General features: G+C 31.3%; 25 protein-coding genes. 11 read left to right on the top strand and 14 right to left on the bottom strand.

The window, feature by feature from the left end; translation table 11 throughout:
* Positions 1-6 precede the first annotated feature (6 nt).
* The 4 genes from ACKTTR_RS05345 to ACKTTR_RS05330 are packed head-to-tail and all read left to right on the top strand — an operon-like array spanning position 7 to position 2,319.
* Positions 7-597, top strand: coding sequence for a hypothetical protein (locus tag ACKTTR_RS05345; RefSeq protein WP_408026850.1), 591 nt, complete (start codon positions 7-9; stop codon positions 595-597).
* Between the two features lie 3 nt (positions 598-600).
* Positions 601-1,395 carry a phosphatidate cytidylyltransferase gene (locus ACKTTR_RS05340; protein WP_408026849.1) on the top strand — a complete coding sequence of 265 codons (795 nt, stop codon included), beginning with the start codon at positions 601-603 and terminating at the stop codon, positions 1,393-1,395.
* 28 nt (positions 1,396-1,423) lie between these two features.
* Entirely contained in the window at positions 1,424-1,681 is a 258-nt protein-coding gene (locus tag ACKTTR_RS05335; protein WP_408026848.1) for an acyl-CoA-binding protein, read from the top strand.
* Between the two features lie 5 nt (positions 1,682-1,686).
* The gene (locus ACKTTR_RS05330; RefSeq protein ID WP_408026847.1) at positions 1,687-2,319 is read left to right on the top strand and encodes a YceI family protein; all 633 of its coding nucleotides are present in this window, start codon (positions 1,687-1,689) and stop codon (positions 2,317-2,319) included.
* Positions 2,320-2,376: 57 nt separating this feature from the next.
* Here the strand turns inward: ACKTTR_RS05330 and ACKTTR_RS05325 are convergent, their stop codons facing one another.
* Positions 2,377-3,924 (bottom strand): peptide MFS transporter, encoded by a 1,548-nt coding sequence (locus ACKTTR_RS05325; protein ID WP_408026846.1) that lies wholly within the window; start codon positions 3,922-3,924, stop codon positions 2,377-2,379.
* Between the two features lie 188 nt (positions 3,925-4,112).
* Here ACKTTR_RS05325 and ACKTTR_RS05320 point away from each other — a divergent pair, with 188 nt between their 5' ends.
* From ACKTTR_RS05320 to ACKTTR_RS05305, 4 genes are read left to right on the top strand one after another with little or no spacing between them, the layout of a single operon-like run.
* The gene (locus ACKTTR_RS05320; RefSeq protein WP_125068018.1) at positions 4,113-4,799 is read left to right on the top strand and encodes a TetR/AcrR family transcriptional regulator; all 687 of its coding nucleotides are present in this window, start codon (positions 4,113-4,115) and stop codon (positions 4,797-4,799) included.
* Positions 4,783-6,453 (top strand): peptidase domain-containing ABC transporter, encoded by a 1,671-nt coding sequence (locus ACKTTR_RS05315; RefSeq protein WP_408026845.1) that lies wholly within the window; start codon positions 4,783-4,785, stop codon positions 6,451-6,453. The genes ACKTTR_RS05320 and ACKTTR_RS05315 overlap by 17 nt, the downstream gene beginning before the upstream one ends.
* A 6-nt stretch (positions 6,454-6,459) precedes the next feature.
* Complete coding sequence (locus ACKTTR_RS05310; RefSeq protein WP_408026844.1) at positions 6,460-7,821, top strand: HlyD family secretion protein; 1,362 nt, start codon at positions 6,460-6,462, stop codon at positions 7,819-7,821.
* Between the two features lie 23 nt (positions 7,822-7,844).
* Positions 7,845-9,242: a TolC family protein gene (locus ACKTTR_RS05305; protein WP_408026843.1), complete on the top strand. Its 1,398-nt coding sequence runs from the start codon at positions 7,845-7,847 to the stop codon at positions 9,240-9,242.
* Here the strand turns inward: ACKTTR_RS05305 and ACKTTR_RS05300 are convergent.
* The 12 genes from ACKTTR_RS05300 to kynU all read right to left on the bottom strand — a co-directional run bounded on the left by ACKTTR_RS05300 (position 9,237) and on the right by kynU (position 20,260).
* Positions 9,237-10,340, bottom strand: a complete 1,104-nt coding sequence (locus tag ACKTTR_RS05300) for a hypothetical protein (RefSeq protein WP_408026842.1) — start codon at positions 10,338-10,340, stop codon at positions 9,237-9,239. The two genes, ACKTTR_RS05305 and ACKTTR_RS05300, sit on opposite strands and share 6 nt — an antisense overlap.
* The gene (locus ACKTTR_RS05295) at positions 10,341-11,426 is read right to left on the bottom strand and encodes an amidohydrolase family protein (RefSeq protein ID WP_408026841.1); all 1,086 of its coding nucleotides are present in this window, start codon (positions 11,424-11,426) and stop codon (positions 10,341-10,343) included.
* A 125-nt stretch (positions 11,427-11,551) separates the two neighbouring features.
* Positions 11,552-12,082 carry a 3-hydroxyanthranilate 3,4-dioxygenase gene (locus tag ACKTTR_RS05290; RefSeq protein ID WP_408026840.1) on the bottom strand — a complete coding sequence of 177 codons (531 nt, stop codon included), beginning with the start codon at positions 12,080-12,082 and terminating at the stop codon, positions 11,552-11,554.
* Positions 12,083-12,224: 142 nt separating this feature from the next.
* Positions 12,225-13,001 (bottom strand): SDR family oxidoreductase, encoded by a 777-nt coding sequence (locus tag ACKTTR_RS05285; protein ID WP_408026839.1) that lies wholly within the window; start codon positions 12,999-13,001, stop codon positions 12,225-12,227.
* Between the two features lie 18 nt (positions 13,002-13,019).
* Entirely contained in the window at positions 13,020-13,220 is a 201-nt protein-coding gene (locus ACKTTR_RS05280; protein ID WP_408026838.1) for a DUF6500 family protein, read from the bottom strand.
* The gene (locus ACKTTR_RS05275) at positions 13,213-14,655 is read right to left on the bottom strand and encodes an aldehyde dehydrogenase (protein ID WP_408026837.1); all 1,443 of its coding nucleotides are present in this window, start codon (positions 14,653-14,655) and stop codon (positions 13,213-13,215) included. Before ACKTTR_RS05275 ends, ACKTTR_RS05280 begins: the two co-directional genes overlap by 8 nt.
* An 80-nt stretch (positions 14,656-14,735) precedes the next feature.
* Complete coding sequence (locus ACKTTR_RS05270) at positions 14,736-15,392, bottom strand: hypothetical protein (RefSeq protein WP_408026836.1); 657 nt, start codon at positions 15,390-15,392, stop codon at positions 14,736-14,738.
* 24 nt (positions 15,393-15,416) lie between these two features.
* Positions 15,417-15,827, bottom strand: coding sequence for a RidA family protein (locus ACKTTR_RS05265; protein ID WP_408026835.1), 411 nt, complete (start codon positions 15,825-15,827; stop codon positions 15,417-15,419).
* A gap of 64 nt (positions 15,828-15,891) precedes the next feature.
* Positions 15,892-16,413, bottom strand: a complete 522-nt coding sequence (locus ACKTTR_RS05260) for a DUF1697 domain-containing protein (protein ID WP_408026834.1) — start codon at positions 16,411-16,413, stop codon at positions 15,892-15,894.
* Complete coding sequence (locus ACKTTR_RS05255) at positions 16,414-17,808, bottom strand: FAD-dependent oxidoreductase (protein ID WP_408026833.1); 1,395 nt, start codon at positions 17,806-17,808, stop codon at positions 16,414-16,416.
* Positions 17,801-19,000 (bottom strand): S41 family peptidase, encoded by a 1,200-nt coding sequence (locus ACKTTR_RS05250; RefSeq protein ID WP_408026832.1) that lies wholly within the window; start codon positions 18,998-19,000, stop codon positions 17,801-17,803. The genes ACKTTR_RS05255 and ACKTTR_RS05250 overlap by 8 nt, the downstream gene beginning before the upstream one ends.
* The gene (kynU, locus tag ACKTTR_RS05245; protein ID WP_408026831.1) at positions 19,001-20,260 is read right to left on the bottom strand and encodes a kynureninase; all 1,260 of its coding nucleotides are present in this window, start codon (positions 20,258-20,260) and stop codon (positions 19,001-19,003) included.
* A gap of 147 nt (positions 20,261-20,407) precedes the next feature.
* On the opposite strand from kynU, the gene ACKTTR_RS05240 reads away from it, so the two are divergent.
* Genes ACKTTR_RS05240 through ACKTTR_RS05230 form a run of 3 tightly spaced genes read left to right on the top strand, consistent with a single transcriptional unit; the run spans position 20,408 to position 22,289 of the window.
* Positions 20,408-21,184 carry an IclR family transcriptional regulator gene (locus tag ACKTTR_RS05240; RefSeq protein ID WP_408026830.1) on the top strand — a complete coding sequence of 259 codons (777 nt, stop codon included), beginning with the start codon at positions 20,408-20,410 and terminating at the stop codon, positions 21,182-21,184.
* Between the two features lie 3 nt (positions 21,185-21,187).
* A complete protein-coding gene (locus ACKTTR_RS05235; RefSeq protein WP_408026829.1) occupies positions 21,188-21,754 on the top strand; it encodes a Crp/Fnr family transcriptional regulator in 567 nt (188 codons plus the stop codon).
* Between the two features lie 58 nt (positions 21,755-21,812).
* On the top strand, positions 21,813-22,289 hold the full coding sequence (locus ACKTTR_RS05230) for a DoxX family protein (protein WP_408026828.1): 477 nt from the start codon (positions 21,813-21,815) through the stop codon (positions 22,287-22,289).
* Between the two features lie 61 nt (positions 22,290-22,350).
* On the opposite strand, the gene serA is transcribed toward ACKTTR_RS05230, so the two are convergent.
* Entirely contained in the window at positions 22,351-24,243 is a 1,893-nt protein-coding gene (gene serA / locus ACKTTR_RS05225) for a phosphoglycerate dehydrogenase (protein WP_408026827.1), read from the bottom strand.
* Between the last annotated feature and the right edge of the window lie 65 nt (positions 24,244-24,308).

The following is a 24,308-nucleotide window of genomic DNA, read 5'->3' as shown; positions in this document are numbered from 1 at the left end:
ATTTTAATGAATTTTTTCAAAAAATTATTTAAAACATATCAAGAATCATCTAAAGAAAAAAAAGTCAACGAACAAGAAGTTCATTTGTCTTTAGATGATTCTTTTGTTCATCATTTTATTAATAAAGGAGGAAAGTTTTTATACTGTACATCAATAAACGAAGTAAGTAATCATTTAAAAAACATCTTACAAGAGAATAATTGGCGTAAAATTACTTGTACTGATTTTGATTTATTAAAGATTACTGAAAAAATTGATATCTCTGTACAAAACCATTCCTCAGAATCTGTACCTTTTTTTACTTCTTGTGAACATTTAATTGCTGATAAAGGAGAAATTTTATTTTCATCCAATCAGTTAGGCAGTCATAAACTAGCATCATTATCTAAACACTTTATTGTTTATGCTACTACAAGTCAGCTAGTAAAAAACACTGGAGAAGGATTAACAGGTATAAAAACACATTTTAGCGGTAACATACCAACTAACATTAGTTCTGTTAAGAATTATACGTTTGAAGTTGAAGATGATAATTTTTTGAGTTATGGTAATAATAACACAAAAGATTTATATTTGCTGCTCTTTGAAGACCTTTAAAATATGTCTAACCTTTTTGTAAGAAGTCTTTCTGCACTTGTTTATGCTACTCTATTTATTTCTGCTATTATTTTTTCAGCAGAAACATACATAGGATTGCTTGCTTTGTTTGCTACTGTTTGTATTTGGGAACTTTCTAAAATTATACAAGCAAAAAACATTGTTCCATATATACTTTTAGCAAGTGTTGTTTATCTAACTTTTCAGAGTACAACTTTTAAGTATACTGATTATTTATTTGGTATTACTATAGTTGGATCTATCGCTTTGCTTTATTTGCTTATAAGCTCTAAACCTATTAAAACAGACACTTTAGCTAAAAAACTATTTTTACAAGTTATATATTTAGTATTGCCGTTTTACTTCTTAATGAACCTTCCTTTCCTGAATGGTTCTTATTATCCAAACATAATTATTTATATAATTTTAATCATTTGGACTAATGATAGTTTTGCCTTTTTAGTCGGTAAAAATTTTGGAAAACGAAAATTATTTGAAAAAGTATCTCCTAAAAAAACAATAGAAGGTTTCATTGGTGGTTTATTATTTTCTATAATCGCTGGTTTTTCAATAGGTCAATACTCTGGAATCTTTTCTATTTTAGACTGGGTAATCGTGGCTATTATCGTGGCTATTTTTGGTTCTTTAGGAGACTTAGTTGAGTCCAAACTTAAAAGACAAGCTAAAGTGAAAGATAGTGGAACAATTATGCCTGGTCATGGAGGCTTATTAGATAGGCTAGATAGCTTGTTTTTCCTTGCACCCTTCGTATATTTGTATATACATTATATAATGTAAACTATCTATATAAATAACTGTCCACCCCATGGAAGATGATTTAGATTTAAAGTTTAAAGAAGCTTATAAAATAGCGTCTGATTTAGAGGAGAAACTTCCTCCTGATGTTATGCTACGTTTATACGCATACTATAAACAAGCTGTAAAGGGAGATAGATTTACATTTAATGACAATAGTGATTTACGAAATGCCTTTAAATTTAATGCATGGATGCAACTTAGAGGTATGAGTGAACGAGAAGCCAAAAAAGAATATATTAAATTAGTAAATTCAATCATAAAATAAACCTCATGAAAAAAATCGTTTATTCTTTAGTTATCTGTTTTACAGTTTTTCAAATGACATCTTGTAAATCAGAAGCAAAAAAAGAAACAGAAACCACAAAGGAAGAAGTTAAAACAGAAAAGAAAGCTGCTTTTGTATTACAGGATGCTGACAATGTAATAAACTGGACTGCTTATAAGACTACTGAAAAAGTACCTGTAAATGGACAATTTCAAAAAGTAAACATTACTGCTGGTGGTGAAGCTGATACAGCTAAAGACGCTATTAACAATGCTGAGTTTTCTATTCCTGTAAGTAGTATTTTTACAAAAGATACTAGTAGAGACTTTAAAATTAAAAAGTTTTTCTTCGGAGTAATGGATAATACTGAGTTACTTTCTGGTAAATTAGTTTTAGAAAATGATTCTATTGGTCATGCTAACTTAACCATGAATGGAGTAACTAAAAAACTTCCTTTTAAATATACTTTAAACGGAAAAGAATTCAGTTTAAATACAACGATGAAAATTACCCACTGGCAAGCTGAAAATGCTTTAGACTCTTTAAACACTGCTTGTAAAGATTTACACAAGGGTGCTGATGGTGTTTCAAAAACTTGGGATGAAGTAGCTTTAAACATTACATCTGTTTTTAAATAAAAATAGATTAAAATATATTTTTAAAGCCTCAGAGTAATTTCTGAGGCTTTTTTATTTTTAATGTACTTCAAACATCCATTTTTTTACTGGCTTATAGAAAGCAATTACCAACAAACCTATTATTACTGAAATTACTCCTAAGTTAGCATACACAGAAACATATGAGTACAATTGATGAAAAACCTCAGATTGTCCCATAACTGTTTTTGATGATAAACCTGTAAACAATTCAGTTACTTTTCCAAAAAAGCCTTTAGAAAACACTCCTAAACTACCGTTAACAACTGTAGTTAAATTGGCTATCTTACCTGCAAAAAAATGGCCATAAAAGTTTGCTGAAAACCATACCCCCATTATAAAAGCAATATACTTTACTGGTGATAACTCTGTCATTTTAGACAACCCAATGGGAGACAAAAATAGTTCTCCTGTTGTTAGTATAAAGTATCCCAAAATTAAATACATCATTGGAGTTTTGGCTAATTCATCAACTTGATAACCTGACAAGCCAAAAGTTATAAAGCCTACACCTAAAAACAACAAGCCTAATCCAAATTTCACAACAGAGTTTGGATTTTTGTGTATTCTGTGTAAGTATCCCCATAACATTGAAAATGGGATTGCCATTAGAATTATAAAAGTAGAATTAATACTATTAGTTTGAGCAGCATTTATACCTACTAAGTTGACATTTCTGTCTGCAAACAAAGTCAATGAACTACCAGCTTGTTCGAAAATTGCCGCAAACAATGTATACAAAACAGTAAAAAATATAGCTACAGAAAGTTTTTTTCGCTCTTTTGAAGTTACAGTTCGTAAAATCTTAATTAAAAACAATATCAGAAATAACGAAACAATCCAAACCAAGTAATGCTCAAACTCATGATAATAAACTATCAATGCAAATACTGGAACAGACAAAAGTGCTCCAATTGTTACTAAGTTTCCTTTTTTTACTCCAAATTGTTTTTCTTCAAATAATTCTTGATTTGGTACTACTCCTTTATCTTCAAAAACATTTTTCTTAAGCCCTCCTTTAAAAACTAACAATCCTAACAACATTCCTATTCCTGCCAAAACAAATCCATAGTGCCAACCATATAACTCAGCTAACCATGCACACAATAACGGGGCTACCGCTCCACCAATATTAATTCCCATATAAAAAATAGTAAATCCTGCATCTCTCCTATTATCTCCTTCAGCATATAGTTTACCAACAAATGAAGATATATTGGGTTTAAAAAAACCGTTTCCAACAATAATTAAGGATAATGAGCCATAAAAAAATATTGGATGTTCAAATGTTAAAAAAAAATGCCCTAACGCCATTAACACACCTCCTAAGACAATTGCTTTTCTAAACCCTAATATTTTGTCAGCAAGCATCCCTCCTATCATAGGAGTTACATACACTAACGACATATATGCTGCATACACGCCAAAAGACATCTCATCAGAAAACAACAAATGCTTCGTCATGTATAATACCAATAAAGCTCGCATTCCATAAAAAGAAAAACGTTCCCATAATTCAGCAAAAAATAAATATAAAAGTCCCCTTGGATGCCCTAAAACATCAGTTCTTGAATTCATATGTTCCATAAATTTTAAGTTTATGCGAATATATTTTTCAACATATAAAACCTGAAGACATGTAGTTAATTGTAGTAAAAAATAAGCTTTTGTAAGTTTTTGTAACTCTTATAAAAACAAATATTAACATGTATTTAATACTATTAGATTCTTTTATAATAGTTTTACTATTATATTTGCGCTATTAATTTTTATTTATGAAAAATTTACTATCAAATTTAAAAATAGAGATCCCTTCAGGAATATATATTAAAGACCCTGAAACCTCTGATTTGGGTAAAAGAATAATAGAGAATAGTATTATACTTATTGAAGAAATTGGTTTTGAGAATTTCAATTTTAAAAAATTAGGTAAGCTAATAGGCTCTAACGAAAGTTCTATTTATCGTTACTTTGAAAGTAAACATAAACTCTTAGTTTACTTAACTTCTTGGTATTGGGGATGGATTCAATATTTATTGGTAATCGAAACTTACAGTATTAGTAACCCAAAGGAGAAATTAATTAAAGCTATAGAGGTTTTAGCTAGAAAAGCTGAGAAAGACAATAACTTTTCACATATTAATGAGGCGTTACTTAACTTAATTGTAATTAACGAGAATTCAAAATCATACTCTACTAAAGAAGTAGACACTGAAAATAAAGAAGGATTTTTTAAATTGTACAAAGAAGTAGTAAAACGTTTTGCTGAAATAATTAGTAATTATAACAATAATTACAAACATCCATTAACACTTGCAAGTACTATAATTGAAGGAATATTACATCAGCAATTTGTAAAATCACATTTTAAATCACTAACTAATTGTGATGAAAGCACAACTACTACCTCCTTTTTTATTGAACTAACTTTAAACGTACTTTCTAATGAAAGAGAAAAATAAACTAACTCCATGGCAACGATTTCTAGGATTAATAAACCTAGAAAAAAAAGACACACTACAAATAGCTTATTATGCTATTTTTGAAGGTATTGTTGCTTTATCACTCCCCTTAGGAGTACAAGCCATTATAAACTTACTACAAGCTGCACAGGTTTCTGCCTCTTGGATTGTTTTAGTTATACTAGTAACTGCTGGTGTTGCTTTTAGTGGAATTTTAAAACTAATGCAGTTTAGAATTATTGAAACTATTCAGCAGAGAATTTTTACTAGAGCGTCAATAGAACTTAGTTATCGTTTTCCAAAAATTAAAATGATAGAACTAAGAAATTATTATCCTCCTGAACTTGCCAATCGTTTTTTTGATACATTAACCATTCAAAAAGGTATTTCAAAAATATTGATAGATGCACCTTCTGCCCTATTACAAATTATTTTTGCTTTATTACTCCTTTCGTTTTACCATCCTTTTTTTATCATTTTTGGATTGTTAGTTTTACTATTAATCTATGTTGTTTTTAAGTACACCGCAGAAAAAGGATTAGAAACAAGCTTAAAAGAGTCAAAAAACAAATATAAAGTAGCTCATTGGTTACAAGAAATTGCAAGAACTATTATAAGTTTTAAATTATCAGGAAAAACAAAACTAGCGCTTGAGAAAAGTGATATTTTAGTAGATGATTATTTAAAATCTAGAGAGAGTCACTTTAAAGTACTTGTTATGCAGTATATTCAAATGATTAGTTTTAAGGTAATTATTACTGCAGGTTTATTACTTATAGGTGGTTTTTTAGTACTAACGCAACAAATGAATATTGGTCAATTTGTAGCTGCTGAAATCATTATCATCCTAATTATGAATTCTGTAGAAAAATTAATATTAGGACTTGAATCTTTTTACGATGTACTTACATCTATAGAAAAACTAGGAGAAGTTATTGATAAACCCATAGAGCCACAAAACGGAAGTAATATTAATAGAGATAAACCATTTAGGATAGAACTTCAAGATGTTTCGTATGTTGTTAATAACAGACATAAACCTGTAATTAATAATGTTTCTTTTGAAATTAACCCTAACGATAGGGTTTTGATTCAAGGAAGTAGCAACTCTGGAAAATCTAGTTTAATCCAACTAATCTCTGGTTTAATTGAACCAACATCTGGAGATATTTTTGTGAATGATTTATCATTAAAAGGTATTTTTACTAATAATTATAGAGCTAACTTAGGGCTGTCTCTTTCTGAAGAAACTCCTTTTGAAGGAACCATTAGAGAAAATATAACCTTTGGAGATTCATCAATAACTGATGAAGAGGTATACGATATTTTTAAAATTACAGGACTAACAGAATTCTTAAAACAACAACCTAAAGGTTTAGATACCTATTTAAAACCTGAAGGAAAACTTATTGCTTATACTGTAGCTAAGAAAATTATTCTTTCCAGAGCAATAATCAAAAAACCAAAATTACTCATATTAGAAGACCCTCTTGATCAATTTGAAAAAAATGAAGCAAAAAATATAATTGATTTTATTACTGATGCTTCTCAACCATGGAGTTTAATTATAGTAAGCCGTAATGAACACTGGAAAGAGAAATGCAACAAACAAATTACCCTTGAAAAAGGTAGTATAACTAACTTTAAATCCTAGGTAATCATGTTAAACATATCAAAAAACACCGTTTCAGATCAAATAGACATAACAAAGTTCAAGTCTGGAAAAGACATTTTTACAAAAGAGTACCACAAGTTATTTAAAAGATTTTTACTGGTCTTTTCTGTTATCTTAGTAATCATCTTATTTTTACCTTGGACTCAAAATGTATCCAGCGAAGGACAGGTTACTACCCTTAAACCCAATCAACGTCCACAAACACTACAATCTCAAATACCTGGACGTATAGAAGAATGGTTTGTACAAGAAGGAGATTTTGTAAAGAAAGGAGATACTATTTTAAGGATTTCAGAAATAAAAAGTGGATATTTTGACACTAAACTTGCTGAAAGAACTGGTAAACAGTTAAACTCTAAAACGCTATCCGCAAAAGCATACAACAATAAAATCAATGCTTTACAAAATCAGATTATCGCGATTAAAAAAGAGCGTAAACTAAAGCTAGAACAAGCAAAGAACAAACTAAAGCAAGCTTACTTAAAGACTAAAAGTGATAGTATTGATTTTGAAGCTATTAAAATAAAACAAAAAATAGCACAAACTCAGTTTGACAGAACTGTCACTTTAGAAAAAGAAGGTTTAAAAGCAGTAAAAGATGTTGAAGAAAAAAGAGCGAAACTTCAAGAGTTGTCTGCTAAATTGATTTCTCAAGAAAATAAATTCTTTACTTCTAAAAATAATATCATCAATGCTCAATTAGCTATTAGTAGTACACAAGCTTCTTATGCTGATAAACTTTCTAAAACAGAAAGCAGCTTATATAGTGCTCAATCTGGTGCTTATGATGCAGAAGTTCAAGTTTCAAAACTTGAAACTAGTTTAGCTAATTATAGTAAACGAAGCTCTTTATTATTTATTACAGCTCCACAAGATGGGTATATTAATAAAGCTATAAAGTCTGGTATTGGTGAAACTTTTAAAGAAGGTGAGCAATTAGTAAATATTATGCCTGCTGACTACGACTTAGCAGTTGAAATGTACATACAACCCATAGATTTACCATTGATACACATTGGTGAGGAAGTTCGTGTTCAGTTTGACGGTTGGCCTGCCATGGTATTTAGTGGTTGGCCTAATGTATCATACGGAACTTACGGTGCTAAGATTGTAGCTATCGAAAATTTTATTAGTAGTAACGGGAAGTATCGTGTTTTAATTGTTCCAAATAACGAGCAAGAGCCTTGGCCAAAAGCCATTAGAGTAGGTTCTGGTGCAAAAACCATTGCCTTATTAGAAAATGTGCCTATATGGTTTGAGTTATGGAGACAGATTAACAGTTTCCCTCCTAACTTCTATCAACCAAAGAATAAAGAGAGTGGTAAAAAGTCAAAAAAAGAAGACTAAAAAACACTTAATAAAACAAATAGATGAAAAGGTTAAATATCCTTTTTTTGTTACTAAGCTTTATAGCTACAGCACAGAATAATTTAAGTACTCAACTTAGTTTAGAAGAGTATCTGGGGTATGTGAAAAAGTATCATCCTGTTATTAAACAAGCTGAACTTATTACAAGTACTAATGAGGCTAAATTATTAAAAGCTAGAGGTGGTTTTGATCCTAAAATAGAAGTAGACTATGACAGAAAAGAATTTAAAGGCAAAGATTATTACAAAAAGTTAAATTCAACCTTTAAAATTCCAACCTGGTATGGAATAGAATTAAAAGGTAGTTATGAAAATAATTCTGGTCAGTATTTAAACCCAGAGCATAATACTCCAGAAAATGGCTTATATAACGTTGGTATATCAGTTTCTCTGGCTAAAAACTTATTTATTAACAAAAGAATGGCTACTTTAAAACAAGCTAAACTCTATACTCAACAAGGTGAATTAGAACAACAGCTATTGGTTAATGATATTTTATTTGAAGCTATCAACACATACTTAAATTGGTTACAATACTACCAGAGCTATAATGTTTACAAAGATTATTATACTAATGCTGATACCAGACTAAAAAACATAAAGAAAAGCTTTAAAGCTGGTGATAAACCAGCTATCGACACTTTAGAAGCTAATATAAATTTAAAAAACAGGAAGTTAGATCTAGAGAAAGCGAATATTAAATACATTAAATCTAAATTAGAACTTTCTAATTATTTATGGATTGGTAACAATATTCCTATGGAAATAAAGGAAGAAATAGTTCCTGACATTACTACTTTTTCTAATATTGATACTATTCTAAATACTTCAGTAACCACCTTATTTGATAATGAGTTTGAAAACCATCCTAAGTTAAAGTTACTAGAATTAAAGAAAAGAAACCTAGAAATAAATAAGCAACTAAAAGTAAACAATTTATTACCTAAAGTAGATTTCCAGTATAACTTTCTTGCTTCAAAAGTGGATAATTTTGATGCTTTTAGCACTGCTAACTATAAAAACTCTCTTCAGGTTAGTATTCCTCTTTTTCTTCGTAAATCTAGAGGGGATTTAAAACTTGCTAAGCTAAAACTACAAGATATCGATTTTGAAATTGCGTCAACTAAAGTCTCTTTACAAAACAAAATAACGGCTACCGAGCAAGAAATTACATCATACAAAAAACAAAATGATATTTTAAAAAATCTTGTAAATGATTATAATACAATTGTAAAAAGTGAAGAGCGTAAATTTTCTTTGGGAGAGAGCTCTATTTTTCTAATTAATTATAGAGAAGTAAAATTAATTGAGAGTAAATTGAAAGAAATTAAAAATGAGTATGAATACGCTAAGACAAAAGGAAAGCTTGTAAAACTATTAGGTAAATTAAATAGTTTATAACTGTTGTTTATACTCTTCTAATAATGCTTCATCAATAATTATATATTCAGGAAGAATTCGCAAACGATATTTACTTTCGCCTATAAATGTAATTAGATCTTTACGCTCTAATTTTTCCTCTTCTAGATTCAAAATTGAATTTATATTATCAATAATTCTAGTAACGTATGTTTGACTTTTAATATCGCCTCCTGAATTTACTATAATTGATTGTTTTTCTGCCTCTAAAAACTTTCTTCTATAAGCAAATGTTAGTAGGTTTTTGTATTGTGTTGTTTTTGATCCAAAATCTATTTTAGCATTGACTATTCCTTTAGATGGAATGGTCAATTTTATCAGTGACCAGTCTAAGAACTGAATTTTCATTTCATTAGGCTTTGGTGTATGAGCCAGTTGTATTACCCAACTTGTCGCTAACACTAAAAAAACCGATATTAATGATGTTTTGGCTATAACCCTAATTAATTGATTAGTAAACTCATTATCAAAACCAATTAAAACATCTGATAATTGAGAAACAAATAACAATACAATTGCTATAACCGATATAAAAGCTACCAACTTTAAATCCCTATACATAAAAGTTCTATAAAAAGAAACTCCCATTAAAAAACATAAAAAAGTTGTTAGCAAAACATCTGGAAGCGCCGCTATCTTTATTCCATAATAAAAATCATTACCATACAAAAAAGAGAGTGATAAAGTTATGGAAGCCACAATAACAATTATTATTGCTATAACTTTTACATTCTTTTCATTTCTATAAATAAACTTTGGGGCATCATGTACATAATAAAGTGCCATTAACCAAAACAAGTTATTTACTGTAGATAAAATGTTTATTCCTACTTGATGAATTGTTGTTTTTTCAAAAGTGAAATAGCTTGCAGAAAGTGCCCAAATACCAGAAACTACCCAAACCAACATACCAAAACTGAAATACAATAAACCTTTATCAACTCTTTTTATTGAATTTCCTTCTTCTAGAACTTCTTTAAATCGCTTTGTAATATTATAGTAGATTGCTAATAATAACACAGCTCCAATAAAAGAAATACACGTATGTAATAAGTTATGAAACTGTGTTACTTCAGCCATTTATTGTAAGATTTTAGATACTAAATCTTTTTTTGCTTTTTTATCATCTCCAAACAACCACTGTAATACATTATCCTCCCACATTTCATCTTTCTCTTGCTCATTAATAATGTTTCTTTCGATAGCTAAATCTAAGATTTTCCCTGGATATGATGACTGAATTTCACTTTCCATTTCTCCTAACGGATAAGGGTCATCTAATCCTATTAACACCTGCTTTGATCCCTGATTTTTAATCAATAAGCCTAAAGAACCTGTATCGTGAACCAGTGTATCAAAGAAAATATTTTTATGCCCTACAGCTTTACGAGGATGTTGTTTTCCTTCAAACAAATCAGGTCTTCCGTCAAATCCTTGTATACGACGTCCTAAATTCATTTGTGCTAACTGACCTCCATGAGCAAAACACACACGCATATTAGGATACTTTTCATAATATCCATTTAAAGTTAAGAAGTGATATGCATCTGCACATTGCGCCAACATCCAAATTAAGTGGAAGCGCCAACTGGTATTTTGCAGTTTGATAAATTTCTCTCCATCATATGGATGAATTTCAACCGCTAAATTGTATTTATCAGCTAATTCAAAAATAGGTTCGTTCTCTTCATCAAAAATACAACGCCAAGTACCAATGGTATCCATATAGTGTGTTGGCAAACACAACAAACGCATTCCCAGTACCTCAACACATCGTTCTATTTCCCATAAAGCACCACGAACAAACCCTGGATGCACCACGAAACCAGTTGTAAATTTAGATGGGTTTTCATGTTGTACACGCGCATTAAAATCGTTTTGGAAACGTAAGGCTTGCTTCATCTCTTCTAAGCGCAAACCATTTCCATATAATTGAGATAAGTTCAATACTACCGCATGGTCAATTTTAAAATGATCCATCCATTCTAGCTTTTCATCCAAGAAAAAACTAGAATCAGTTACTGGTCTACTCCAATCTTTTTGAAGCATAAATTTTCGATCCTTATCTACCCAAAAGATCCCTTTGTCTTTCATAAACTGTGGAATCTGTTCTGGATATGGTAATAAGTGTGAATGTCCGTTTATTCTTAGTTTACGTTTTTCCATTTTTATTGTCATTGCGAGGCTTTAGCCGTGGCAATCAGTTTTTTTAGTTTGAGATTACTTCGTCATTCTTCCTCGTAATGACGATTATATTTTGATTAAATTCCGACCTTCTCAGAAACAATAAATTACTTTATCTTATTAGGAGCCTCCATCACGGTACCACATTTATCACAAGTACATTTCTCTTTATCAGAATAATACTTATCAAATATTATTGGCATATCCGTTTCAATATTATCTAAAGCAAATTCTTCTCGGTATAATTGATGTCCGCAATTTTCGCAATACCATTCTAAAGCATCCATCATTCCTTCATCACGTGGATATTCTATAACCAAACCTACCGTATTCGCTTTACGTTGTGGTGAATGTGGTACCTTTCCTGGCAACAAATAAATATCTCCTTCATTAATTTCAACATCAATCATTTCACCTTTATCATCAATAATTTTCAGCACCATATCTCCTTCTAATTGATAGAAAAACTCTGGTGTTTCGTTGTAGTGATAATCCTTACGATTGTTAGGTCCTCCAACAACCATTACGATATATTCACCATTATCCCAGACTTGTTTATTTCCTACTGGTGGCTTTAATAAATGACGATTTTCATCAATCCACTTTTTGAAATTCAAAGGTTGTACTAACTTGCTCATTTTATTTAGATTTTGTCATTGCGAAACAAATTTCAATTTGCTGTAGCAATCCGTTATTTTATTCTTGAGATTATTTCGTCATACTTCCTCATAATGACGGAAACTTTATAAAGTTACTTAAATTTGTATTGATTCTATATGCTTACAAACTTTTTGTTCTTCCTCCATCTACAGGAACATTAATTCCATTGATAAAGCTTGCTCTTTCGCTTGCTAAAAACACAATAGCATTAGCTACTTCTTCAGGTTTAGCAAAACGTTTTGCAGGCGATGCATTTTTCATCATTTCGGCAACTTCTTCAACAGTTTTTCCTGTTTTAGCAGCTTTATTATTGATGATTTCTGTCAAACGTTCTGTAGCAGTTGCCCCAGGTAATACGTTATTTACCGTGATTCCGAATTGACCTAATTCATTCGCTAAAGTTTTACTCCAGTTAGCAACTGCTCCACGAATCGTATTCGAAACACCTAAGCCATCTAAAGGTTGTTTTACAGAAGTAGAAATTACATTTATAATTCTACCATAATTTTCTTCTTTCATAAACGGTACTACAGCTTGTACTAACACATGATTACATTTTAAATGCATCGTAAAAGCACGTTCAAACTCTTCTAATTTAGCATTGAATACTGGACCTCCTGCTGGACCTCCTGTATTATTTACCAAAATATGAAACTGTAAATTTGTTGCCTCTAACTTCTCTTTTAAGTCTACGGGATTGGTAAAATCAGCAACTAAATAACCGTGATTTTGATTGTCATTAGGTAACTCAACTAACACAGCTTTAAGTTTTTCTTCACTACGAGCTACTAACGTTACATTTACTCCTTCTTGAGCTAATTGTATTGCTGCTGATTTTCCTATTCCTTGTGTACTACCACATACCAAGGCGTTTTTATGTTGTATATCTAAATTCATTTTATTCGTTATTCTGAATCATTTGTTAATCTTAACCGCTTTCTCAAAATGATCTAATTGGTGTGTCTGAATCCACCAAGTAGCCACTTCCATCAGTACTTTCGGATTATCATTTTTATTTTTGAAAAATGCATAAAACGAAAGCCCTACGTTTTCTCCTTTTTTAGCAATTTTCTCTTCACAAACAGCAATTATTTTTTCCTTTATTTCCTTATTCATATTTTATACATACATTTTTGGGTTCTGTAAAAAAGCGTAAAGCTTCAAAACCACCTTCACGTCCTACTCCGCTCGCTTTTTGACCTCCAAAAGGAGTTCTCAAATCACGCAACAACCAAGTATTTACCCAAACAATTCCTGTATGCAATTCTTTAGACAATCGCATGGTTCTCGTCAAATTGTTAGTCCATAATGTTGATGATAATCCATACACCACATCATTTGCTAACTGCAAAGCTTCATCTTCTGTTGTAAAAGACATAATAGTAACTACAGGACCAAAAATCTCTTCTTGATTTAATCTACATTTGTTACTGGAAACTTCAATAATAGTAGGCTCTAAATAATATCCATTCTCACTACCCTCTACCGCTACCGCATTTCCTCCATAAAGGATTTTACCACCTTCTTCCTCTGCAATATCTATATATGATTTTACCTTTTCTAAATGTGGTTTCGATACCAAGGCTCCAATATTTGTATCTTCATCAAAAGGATTTCCTATTTTTAGTTCTGATACTTTCTGAACAAAATCTTTTTTGAATTGCTCATAGATACTTTCTTCTACAAAAATTCTACTTCCGCACAAACAAATCTGACCTTGATTGGCAAATGAAGAACGAACTGTAGTTGCCAACATATTTTCATAATCGCAATCCGCGAAAATGATGTTTGGATTTTTACCTCCTAACTCCAACGATAACTTCTTAAACATAGGTGCTGCTGTACGAGCTATGTGTGCTCCTGTAGCAGTTCCTCCTGTAAATGAAATCGCTTTAATATCTGGATGTTCTATAATAGCTTGTCCTGTGGTAGTTCCTAATCCGTGAACTATGTTCAACACCCCTTTAGGTAAACCTGCTTCATTACAAATCTCACCTAATAAATAGGCCGTCATTGGTGTAACTTCACTTGGTTTTGCTACGACACAATTTCCTGCAGCTATTGCTGGAGCAATCTTCCACGTGAATAAATAAAGTGGTAAATTCCACGGAGAAATACACCCCACTACACCAATGGGTTGACGTAACGTAAAATTCATTGCTCCTAAGCCAACACTTTCATGAGCTTCAGATGAAAATTGCGTGATTGCATCTGCAAAATATTGGAAATTAGATGAAGCTCTCGGAATATCAATCGCTGTAGCTAAACTTAAAGGCTTTCCATTATCTTTAGCTTCAGCTTTTGCTAATTCAGGTAATCTCTGTTGAATTAACTGTGCTATTTTAGAAAGAATATCTCTACGTTCGTTTAAGGTAGTATTCGACCACTGCTTAAAAGCAGATTTAGCACTTTGATATGCTTTTTCTACATCTTCAGTAGTAGAATTAGGAATTTGCCCATACACTTCTCCAATAGAAGGATTGTAGTTATCTATAAACCCTCCCTTAATTGGATTAACGAATTCACCGTTTATGTAATTTTTAATATTCATTTCATTTACAGATTAAAAAAAAGGCTAATAAATCAAGACTCTTTTATTTTAATAACCAACAATATTATAAAAACTCAACTTTAAGGAGTCACAATAATTTTAAAGTGTCCTTCATTAATTTCGATTTTATCAGACAAATCATTCTCATTGTAAAAAACAGCATCGAATTCTCCTTCTAATACTCTTCCTAATGATGAACCTTCATATTGAGTACTACTTGTAACTTTAAAAGAGCTTCCTGTTTGATCTCCATTATAAGTTGTATAACCATAAGTAGAATTTGCACTTGAATAATAATATAATCCAATCTTTCCTGCATTCTTATCTACATCATTGTTATTTATAGCAAAATCATAACTTTTTTCGTCAAATAAACTATTGAATAAATCGCTTTGTTCTCCATCAGAACAAATATGCATTCTATTAAACTCTATATCCATTGTTGGAAGTGTATCATCAAAACTAGGGTAAATACCAGAATTATATGAAAAACCATTATCAGATGAATATACACAAGTTGAAGGTTGTGTGTTCGTTGTACCAATTTCATAAGTTACCATTGATTCATTAACTTTTTGACCATAAATAAATGATTCTCCATTTAACTTGCCTGAAAAATACCATAGATATTCTGACTCTTTTATTTGACTAGAAACATCTTCTTCATTACTACTGCATGATACTATAAATAAAAAAGCAATTGTAAAAGCGAATAGATTGATTAATTTATTTTTCATTTTAATTTTTTTGTTTTTGTCTTTTTATTGTTTCTTATATGCCACCACTTTAATCTCAATCAATAAATGTGGGTGTGGTAATTGATGTACAGCAACTGTTGTTCTCGTTGGTCCGTTATAGTCAAAGTATTCAGCATATACTTCATTATAGCCTCCAAAATCATTCATATTTACTAAGAATGAAGTTACATCTACAATATCAGATAAATCAGCCCCAACTTCTTGTAAGATATCACGAATGTTTTCTATAACTGCTCGTGTTTGTTTTTTAATATCTAAGTTGGTTGTTCCGAATTCATCTACCTCAACTCCTTCAAAAGAATTATCAGGTCTTCGAGAACTTGTTCCTGATACATAAATAAAATCTCCTACTTGTTTTACATGTGGAAATTTCCCTCTTGGTATTGCTTTTCCTTTGATTACTTTACTGTCCATGTTTTATATTTTTTGCTTCCAAACACATTTTTCATGAGATTTCTCCCTTTGGTCGAAATGACGTTTATGAAATTGCTAATTCTAATAGTTTTATCGTTGTTTTTAAATTGCGTGTAGTTGCTGTTGCCTTCAACTTCTTTTCGATTACACTGTTTGTCAATTTAGTTTTTCCAAAACCAGACGGACAATACAAATACACCACATCATCAACTATTTTATATTTGTCTTCGTTAATTCCTTTAACTTCAATAACTGATTCTTGAGTTACTTTATCTAAAAAAGTAAAAGCTACTATTTTTTCATTTTCTTGTGAAAACGGATAATTTTCTAGTGTACTTTTCCATTCCTCTGGTGTTCTGGCTAGCACAGGCACATCATATCCAAATTTAGCAGCAACCGCCTCTTTAATTTTCTGACAAACGATCTCTTTTCTTTCTTCTGAATCTAAAATAATATTACCACTTTGAATATAGGTCTGTACATTTTGAAACCCTAATTCATTTAAGATATCTCGTAAATCTGCCATTGGAAGTTTATTTTTCCCTGAGACATTGATTCCTCTTAGTAATATTATATATCTATTCATTTACAGTCCCGCTATTTTATCTTCTTCTAAAATCTCATTAGTTTCTTTTTGCACCTTTTTTAATACCTCATTCAAATCAGTGATGGTATCTAAATCGTGATGAGCTACCATATTTAACAAGGCTTTATCTTGCGCACGTCCTTTTTTCATCGCTTCTGCATACGGAATCTCTTCATTAAAGGTTACCATCGAGTATTTCGAGAAATACTCTTCAGGGAATGTTTTTTCTAAATCCATTTCTAACTTTCTCTTTTGCTTAAATAATGGATTCGCTACATGATCGCGCATTTCATAAAAATTATCAATCGCTAAATCTGCAATCGCATCGGTATCTTCTTTACGTGCTTTTTCATAAGCTTTAAAAGTCGCTTGCCAATCTCCTTCGTGCGCATCTAAAATTGTATCAAATACAGTTACATCCTCAAACGACGCATTCATTCCTTGTCCGTAAAAAGGAACAATTGCATGTGCTGCATCTCCCATTAACAAGGTTTTGTTTTGATAATGCCAAGGTGAACATTTTACCGTTCCTAAAGCTCCCGTTGGGTTATTTAAGAATTCGTCTTTTATACTTGGTATTAAAGCCAACGCATCTGAAAATTCTTTTTCAAAAAATTCAGTTATTTTTTCTTCGGAAGTTAAATTATTGAAATTGTATCCTCCTTCGTCGTAACTTAAGAACAAGGTTACCGTAAAACTTCCATCTAAGTTTGGCAATGCAATTAACATATACTCTCCACGAGGCCAAATATGTAAATGGTCTTTACTTATTTGATGGTTTCCTAACTTGTCTGCAGGAATTTCTAATTCTTTATATCCATGCGTTAAGAAATTCTGTGAATAACTAAACAAGAATTTTCTTTCTAAATAGTAACTCTTTCTCAATGAAGATCCAGCGCCATCTGTTCCAAAAATCACATCTCCATCTACAGAAAACTCTTCCTTGGTATTGTAATTCTTAAAATATGCTACCGTATTTTCAATATCTACGGAGGTACATTCAGTATTAAAATGTATGGTTACATTTTCATGTTTCTCTGCTTCGGTTAGTAAAATTCCGTTTAAATCACCACGAGAAATAGAATTTATATACTCTCCTTCTCTACCCGAATAGTTCGATGCAAACGTATTCCCTTCTCTATCGTGCATTAAACGTCCATACATCGGAATACAAATTTCACGTGCTTTTTCTTCCACACCACATAAACGTAAAGCTTTAAATCCACGATCAGATAATGCTAAATTGATAGAGCGTCCTGCTGAAATATCGGTAACTCGTAAATCTGGACGACTTTCATACATCGCTACCTTATATCCTCTTTGTGCTAAACGAAGTGCTAATAAACTTCCGCATAAACCAGCACCTATGATTACTATGTTGTCTTTTTTACTCATTTATTATTTGAATCGCTTTTTTATATGTTTCTTCACTTGTTTTAGTGTGAATTTTAGGAATAAATTTTTCTCTTGGTGTACCGTTTGGATGAAACAGTTTTTCAACAGGAAAACACAAATTGATCTTAGTGTTTGGTAATCTATCACATTCAATAGCTCCTAACAGTTTTGCCATCTCAGTTCCCACTACTGTTGCCGACTTTATATTATCAAAACCTTGTGCAATTGCTTCACCTACACTCCCTGTCCATCTTCCTGCTAATACAATAACTGGTTTTTTATATGGATTTTTTAAAGGTGTTAATAACTCAATCCAACTTCTTTTTATACCAAACTCTCTTTCTAAACTTACTCTTTCATGTTTTTGATATGGAATTGTTTCCGATATAAACTTCCCCATAATACTTTTAGCTACTTCAGCATTACCTCCACTTGGTGTATCTCTTAAATCTACAATTACAGCTTTGGTGTCTCTAAATTCATCTACCTTTTTTGGAAAAGCTTTAATTACTTCATTGTTACCTAAAGAATTATTTAGTTTTATATAACCTATATTCCCTTTTATAATTTTTGAACTTAAAGTTCCCTCTTCTTTTTTTGAAGTTGTAGGTTTGTTTAGTTTATATTCTTTTTCTTTTCCATTTTCTAGCACTAGAATTACCCTTTCCTCATTATGCTTTCCTGCAAACCATAAATTAGCAAAAAACTCTTTTACATCGTCTTTTGGGTTTTTAATAGATTTTGGTAGCACTTCCTCTACTAAATCTTCAATTTTACGATTGTTAATACGAAGTAATTCATCTCCAACTTTTAATCCTGTTTCTTCAATTTCAAAACCTGATCTAATATCCGCTATGTAATATTTCCCTTCTTTTATTTTTATCCATGCATCAGTTGATGTTGGAATTAGTCGGAATGAAGATTTTAAATTTCGATTAATACCAGTATGAGGATCATATAGTTCGTACGTTATATTCTCTACTAATCTAATAAACTGAGAATCATCCGAAACATTTTCTACCTCTTTTTGATAAATCTTTTTTACCTCATCCCAATTTGTTTGTTTTTGATCAAAGTAGGCATAGAAGCCATCAAACATACTCCATAGATAATCAAAATCTTTTTGATACTTAGTTTGAGCTATACTACTAAAGCTACATAGAACTAAAAGAACAATAAATACTTTTTTCATTTATAGCAATGTTTTTAAAATCTCAACCATTCTGTATACATCTTCAAAACTGTTATACATTGGCACTGGTGCGCAACGAATTACATCAGGTTCTCTCCAATCGGTTATAATATTGTTTTCGGTTAGTTTTTTATGTAAGCTTTTATCTGCATTCTTCACTTGAATAGATAATTGACATCCTCTTTCTTTCGGATTCGACGGCGTAATTATTTTAATGCTGCCCGTATCAATCTGATTGATTAAATATTCAAAATAACCCGTTAATTTTTCCGATTTAGCTCTTAACGCTTCCATTCCTACTTCTTCAAACATATCTAACGAGGCTCTAATTGCTGCCATCGATAAAATTGGTGGATTTGATAACTGCCAACCTTCTGCTCCCGGCATCACATCAAACGGTTGACGCATGTTGAAACGAGTTTCTTTATTATGGTTCCACCAACCAGCAAAACGAGGTAACTCTTTATTATGTGCATGCTTTTCATGTACAAACAACCCAGCTAAACTTCCTGGACCTGAATTCAAATATTTATAGGTACACCAAGCTGCAAAATCTACTCCACTATCATGCAATTCTGGAGATATATTTCCTGCACCGTGTGCCAAATCTATACCCACCATACAGTTTTTTGCCTGTCCTATTTCTGCAATACGTTTGATATCTAAATACTGTCCTGTATAATAATTTACCCCACCAATCAATAGCAAAGCTATTTCATCACCTTGATCATCTACTATTTTCTCTAGATCTTCAATACGCAGCAACTCTTCTCCTTCACGAGGTTTCCATTCTATCAATCCTTCTTCTGTATCAAATCCATGGAATTTTAATTGCGATTGTACCGCGTATCTATCCGAAGGAAAAGCATCGCTTTCTATAACAATTTTATACTTTGTTTTAGTCGGTTGATAAAACGACACCATTAACAAATGTAAGTTGGTTGTTAAGGTATTCATCACCACAACTTCTAGTGGTTTTGCTCCTACTATATTTGCCATCGAATTTGTCAAAAATTCGTGATATGGCATCCATGGATTTCGAGCTTCAAAATGCCCTTCTACTCCATATTTTGCCCAATCGTCTAATTCTTGTTGAATATATTGTTGCGTTTGCTTAGGTTGTAGCCCAAGAGAATTTCCTGTAAAATATAACCAGTCATTCCCTTTTGTATCTTTTGGAATATGAAACTGCGCTCTTAAATGCGCTAAGTTATCTTCTTTATCTAGTTGTTGTGCGTAATCGAGTGTTGGTTTATACATACTTATTATATTTCTAAAAACCATTTCTAAAACACTAAAGATACTTCATTTTCACTTCAAAATAAAACCTAAAGCGTTTCACATAATAAAACGGTGTTTTATAAATCTACACATTTTTATTATATTAGTCAATAATTTTTTGAGAAAATGAATGCAGATTCTAAAAATTTAAATCAATCCATTATCAAAGCGTTTGCTGTTTTAGATGCTTTTACAAATGATAAAAAAGAATGGGGAGTTAGAGAATTAGCCACTAAAACTGGCTACAACAAAAGTACCGTATACCGATTACTAAGTACTTTAGTTTCATTAAATGCTGTACAACAAAACGACAACGAAAAGTATCAATTGGGAAGTAAGTTGTTTGAATTAGGCAATCGTGTTTCTATATATAAATCACTAAGAGATTTAACCAACGAACCAATACAAAAGGTAGCCTTAGAAATTCAAGAAACTGTTTTGTTGGGTATTTTAAAAGAGCAACAAGCATTTCATATTAATAAAGCTGATAGTTTACAAGGGCTTAAAATAAGCACCTCTATTGGTTCTTACGCGCCTGTTAACGGAAGCGCCATTGGAAAGTTACTCTTAGCTTTTTCTTCAATAGAAACTCAAGAAACTTTTTTCAACTCGATTTCTTTAGAATCGTTTACCAAAAACACGATTTCATCTGTTTCAAAATTCAAAAAGGAATTATTACATATTCAACAACAAAAGTTTGCGTTAGATATTGAAGAATCAGAATTGGGTTTAGTTTGTATTGCCATTCCTATTTATAATAAAAAGGGAAAAGTTATTGCTGGTATTAGCGCATCAGGACCTTCTAGTAGATTTAAAATGGAAAATGTATCTAGTTACATTCAGATTTTACAAAAAGGAGCCAATACTATAGAACAAAATTTAAGTGACTTTGATAGTTTATAAAATATGGAACAAATAAAAACACTTTTACAATCTTTTGCTGACATCTCTGAAGAGGACTCAGATTATTTTTGTTCTAAGCTCGAAAAAGTAGTACTTCAAAAGAAGGAAATCGTATTAACCAAAGGAACAACAGAAAACTATCTTTCTTTTGTTGAAGCAGGGATTTTAAGGTTATTTATTCCTAAAATTGAAAATGATGTAACTTTTGGATTTGTTTTTAAAAATAGTTTTATCAGTGCTTATGATTCTTTTTTAACACAAACTCCTTCCGAATACAGTATCGAAACGTTAACCCCTACGGTTTTATGGAGACTATCTTTTAATGATTTAGAAGACATCTACCGAAGCACTGCTATTGGTCATGAAATTGGAAGGAAAAATGCAGAGAATTTATTTTTACTAAAATCAAAGCGAGAGCTATCCTTATTAAACAATACACCAGAAGAAAGGTATCTCAACCTATTTCATGAGAGACCCGAATTAATTCAACATATCCCTTTAAAATATATAGCGTCTTATATCGGAGTAACTCCACAAGCACTAAGTAGAATTAGAAAACGAATTTATTAACCCAAGTTCATTGACTCTATCTAAAAGTTTCTTCAGTTTTGAAAAAACTTTTTAGGCAATGAAACCATTATTTATTTTACTTCTAACTTTTATAATTTCTATAGGGATACAAAAACTTATTTTAAAAGACATCAATTACTTGCTTTCGGCTAGAATAGCCATGTGCGCTATGCTATTATTTACCGCTTTAGGGCATTTTCTATTTACTGAAGGCATGAGCAAAATGATACCGAATTTTATTCCTTTAAAACCAACTCTGGTATTAGTAACAGGAGTTTTAGAAATTATATTAGCTATAGGCTTATTATTTCCCAGCTATCAAAAAACTACAGGTTGGATTCTTATTGTTTTCTTATTACTTATGCTTCCTGCCAACGTAAAGGCTAGTTTAGAAAACTTGAATTACCAAACGGGAACTTATGACGGAAAAGGACTTTCTTATTTGTGGTTTAGAGCTCCATTACAACTCTTTTTTATAGCTTGGATTTATTTTTCTACCATTAAAACTAATACAGCAATAACTAACAGTCTATAAAAAAACAAGGTCTACAGTAAAACGTAGACCTTGAATAATATAATTTATTTAGAACACCGTTTTAGTACAATACTCTAAACTTAATGGTTCCTTCTACCTTTTTAAGCTTTGTTATTACTTCTTGGTTATATTCTTTATCAACATCAGTAATTACATATCCTACTTTTTCATCTGTAGATAAGTATTGTCCTGTAATATTCAATTCATATTTTGCTAACACCTTATTGATTTTCGCCATCACTCCAGGTACATTCTTATGAATATGCAAAAAACGGTGTGCATTTTTATGCTTAGGCAAACGAATATTCGGGAAATTAACCGCATCTACCGTGTTTCCTGAATTGATATATGCCATAATTTTATTCGGAACAAAATCAGCAATATCTCTTTGAGCTTCTTCCGTGCTACCTCCCACATGCGGAGTTAAAATCACATTATCTAAACCTTTTAACTCAGTATAAAACTCACCATTTTTTCTTGGCTCTTCAGGATACACATCTACAGCAGCACCTGCAAGTTTACCTGATTTCAACGCTTCAACCAATGCTTCAATATCTACTACAAATCCGCGAGAAAGATTTACCAAATGCGCTCCATCCTTCATTTCAGCTAACTCTTCCTTTCCTATATAGTTTTTGTTTGCCGAATTATCATCAACATGCAAGGTAACTACATCTGAAATATTCAATAATTCTTTTAAAGTATCTAGTTTTGTTGCGTTCCCTAAAGCTAATTTGTCTTCTACATCATAATAATATACGTCCATTCCCAAAGCTTCTGCTAAGACCGATAATTGCTTTCCAATGTTTCCGTACCCTACAATACCTAGTTTTTTACCACGCACCTCTCTTGATCCTTGTGCTGTTTTATTCCACTGACCGTTGTGAATTTCTGTACTTCTTTGGAACACACTACGCATTAACATAATGATTTCTCCAATTGCTAATTCAACTACCGAACGTGTATTACTGTATGGCGCATTGAAAACTACTACTCCATTTTCTTTACAAGCCTCTAAGTCTATTTGTTTAGTCCCAATACAAAAAGCAGAAACCACCATTAATTTCTCAGCAGCTTCAATCACTTTACGCGTTACTTGTGTTTTAGAACGGATTCCTAATACATGAACGTCTTTTAATTTTTCAATTAATTCATCTTCTGATAAACTTCTTGAAATAGTTTCAACAGAAAATCCATCACCTGTTAGCTTTGTAAAAGCATTAGGATGCACGTTTTCTAATAATAATATTTTAATTCTGTTCTTTGGGTATGATAGGTTTCTTGGCAACTTGTTTACGTATAAAAATTCATCTAAATTTGGTGTAATATGGTCAGCATTTGCTATTGTTTTATCTCTTGATACATTTTCTGTATAAGCAAAAAAAGTATCAGCAACACCTGCTTCTTTAGTTACAGCATCACTATAACCATCTCCTATTACTTGTACTTCACCTTCTAAATTTAAGGATTTTAAACAATCTATCTTTCCATTATGTTTAGATAATGGATTTTGAGTATCAAATCCAACAATAACTCCGTCTTTATCAAACTCAAAAGTATTTGCAAATACTCTTTCCGACGGAATGTTATACTCAGCAACGATTGGATCGATAAACTCTTTAAAACCTGCTGAAATCACATAAATATCATCAGAAAAGCTTTCAAAAAACTCTTTATTTCTCTCTATAGAAGGAGATACTTTTTGTTTTAACTCCTCTATTAATAAAGGTAAATCAGACTTTTTAGCACTTAATAACTGAATACGTTTTTCCAAGGACTCTGTAAAAGAAATATCTCCATCAACTCCTTGATTAGTGATATGGATTACCTCTTGAATAATCTCATCTTTTTTTGGACTCCCATTTAAGGTGATTTCGGCTAAAACATCTAATGCTTCCACACTGGTAAGTGTGCTATCGAAATCGAAAACGAAATTTCGTTTTACTAAATTCATGTTACTTTATTTGTGTTTTTGTTGTTGTGTTGTTAAGCCAACGAATGTACAAAGGTTTTCTTAAA

This window comes from Tenacibaculum litoreum (genome assembly GCF_964513915.1).
Taxonomy (GTDB): Bacteria; Bacteroidota; Bacteroidia; order Flavobacteriales; family Flavobacteriaceae; genus Polaribacter; species Polaribacter litoreum.
Note: the sequence above shows the minus strand (reverse complement) of the source record. Positions and strands in the feature narration are given on the sequence as shown.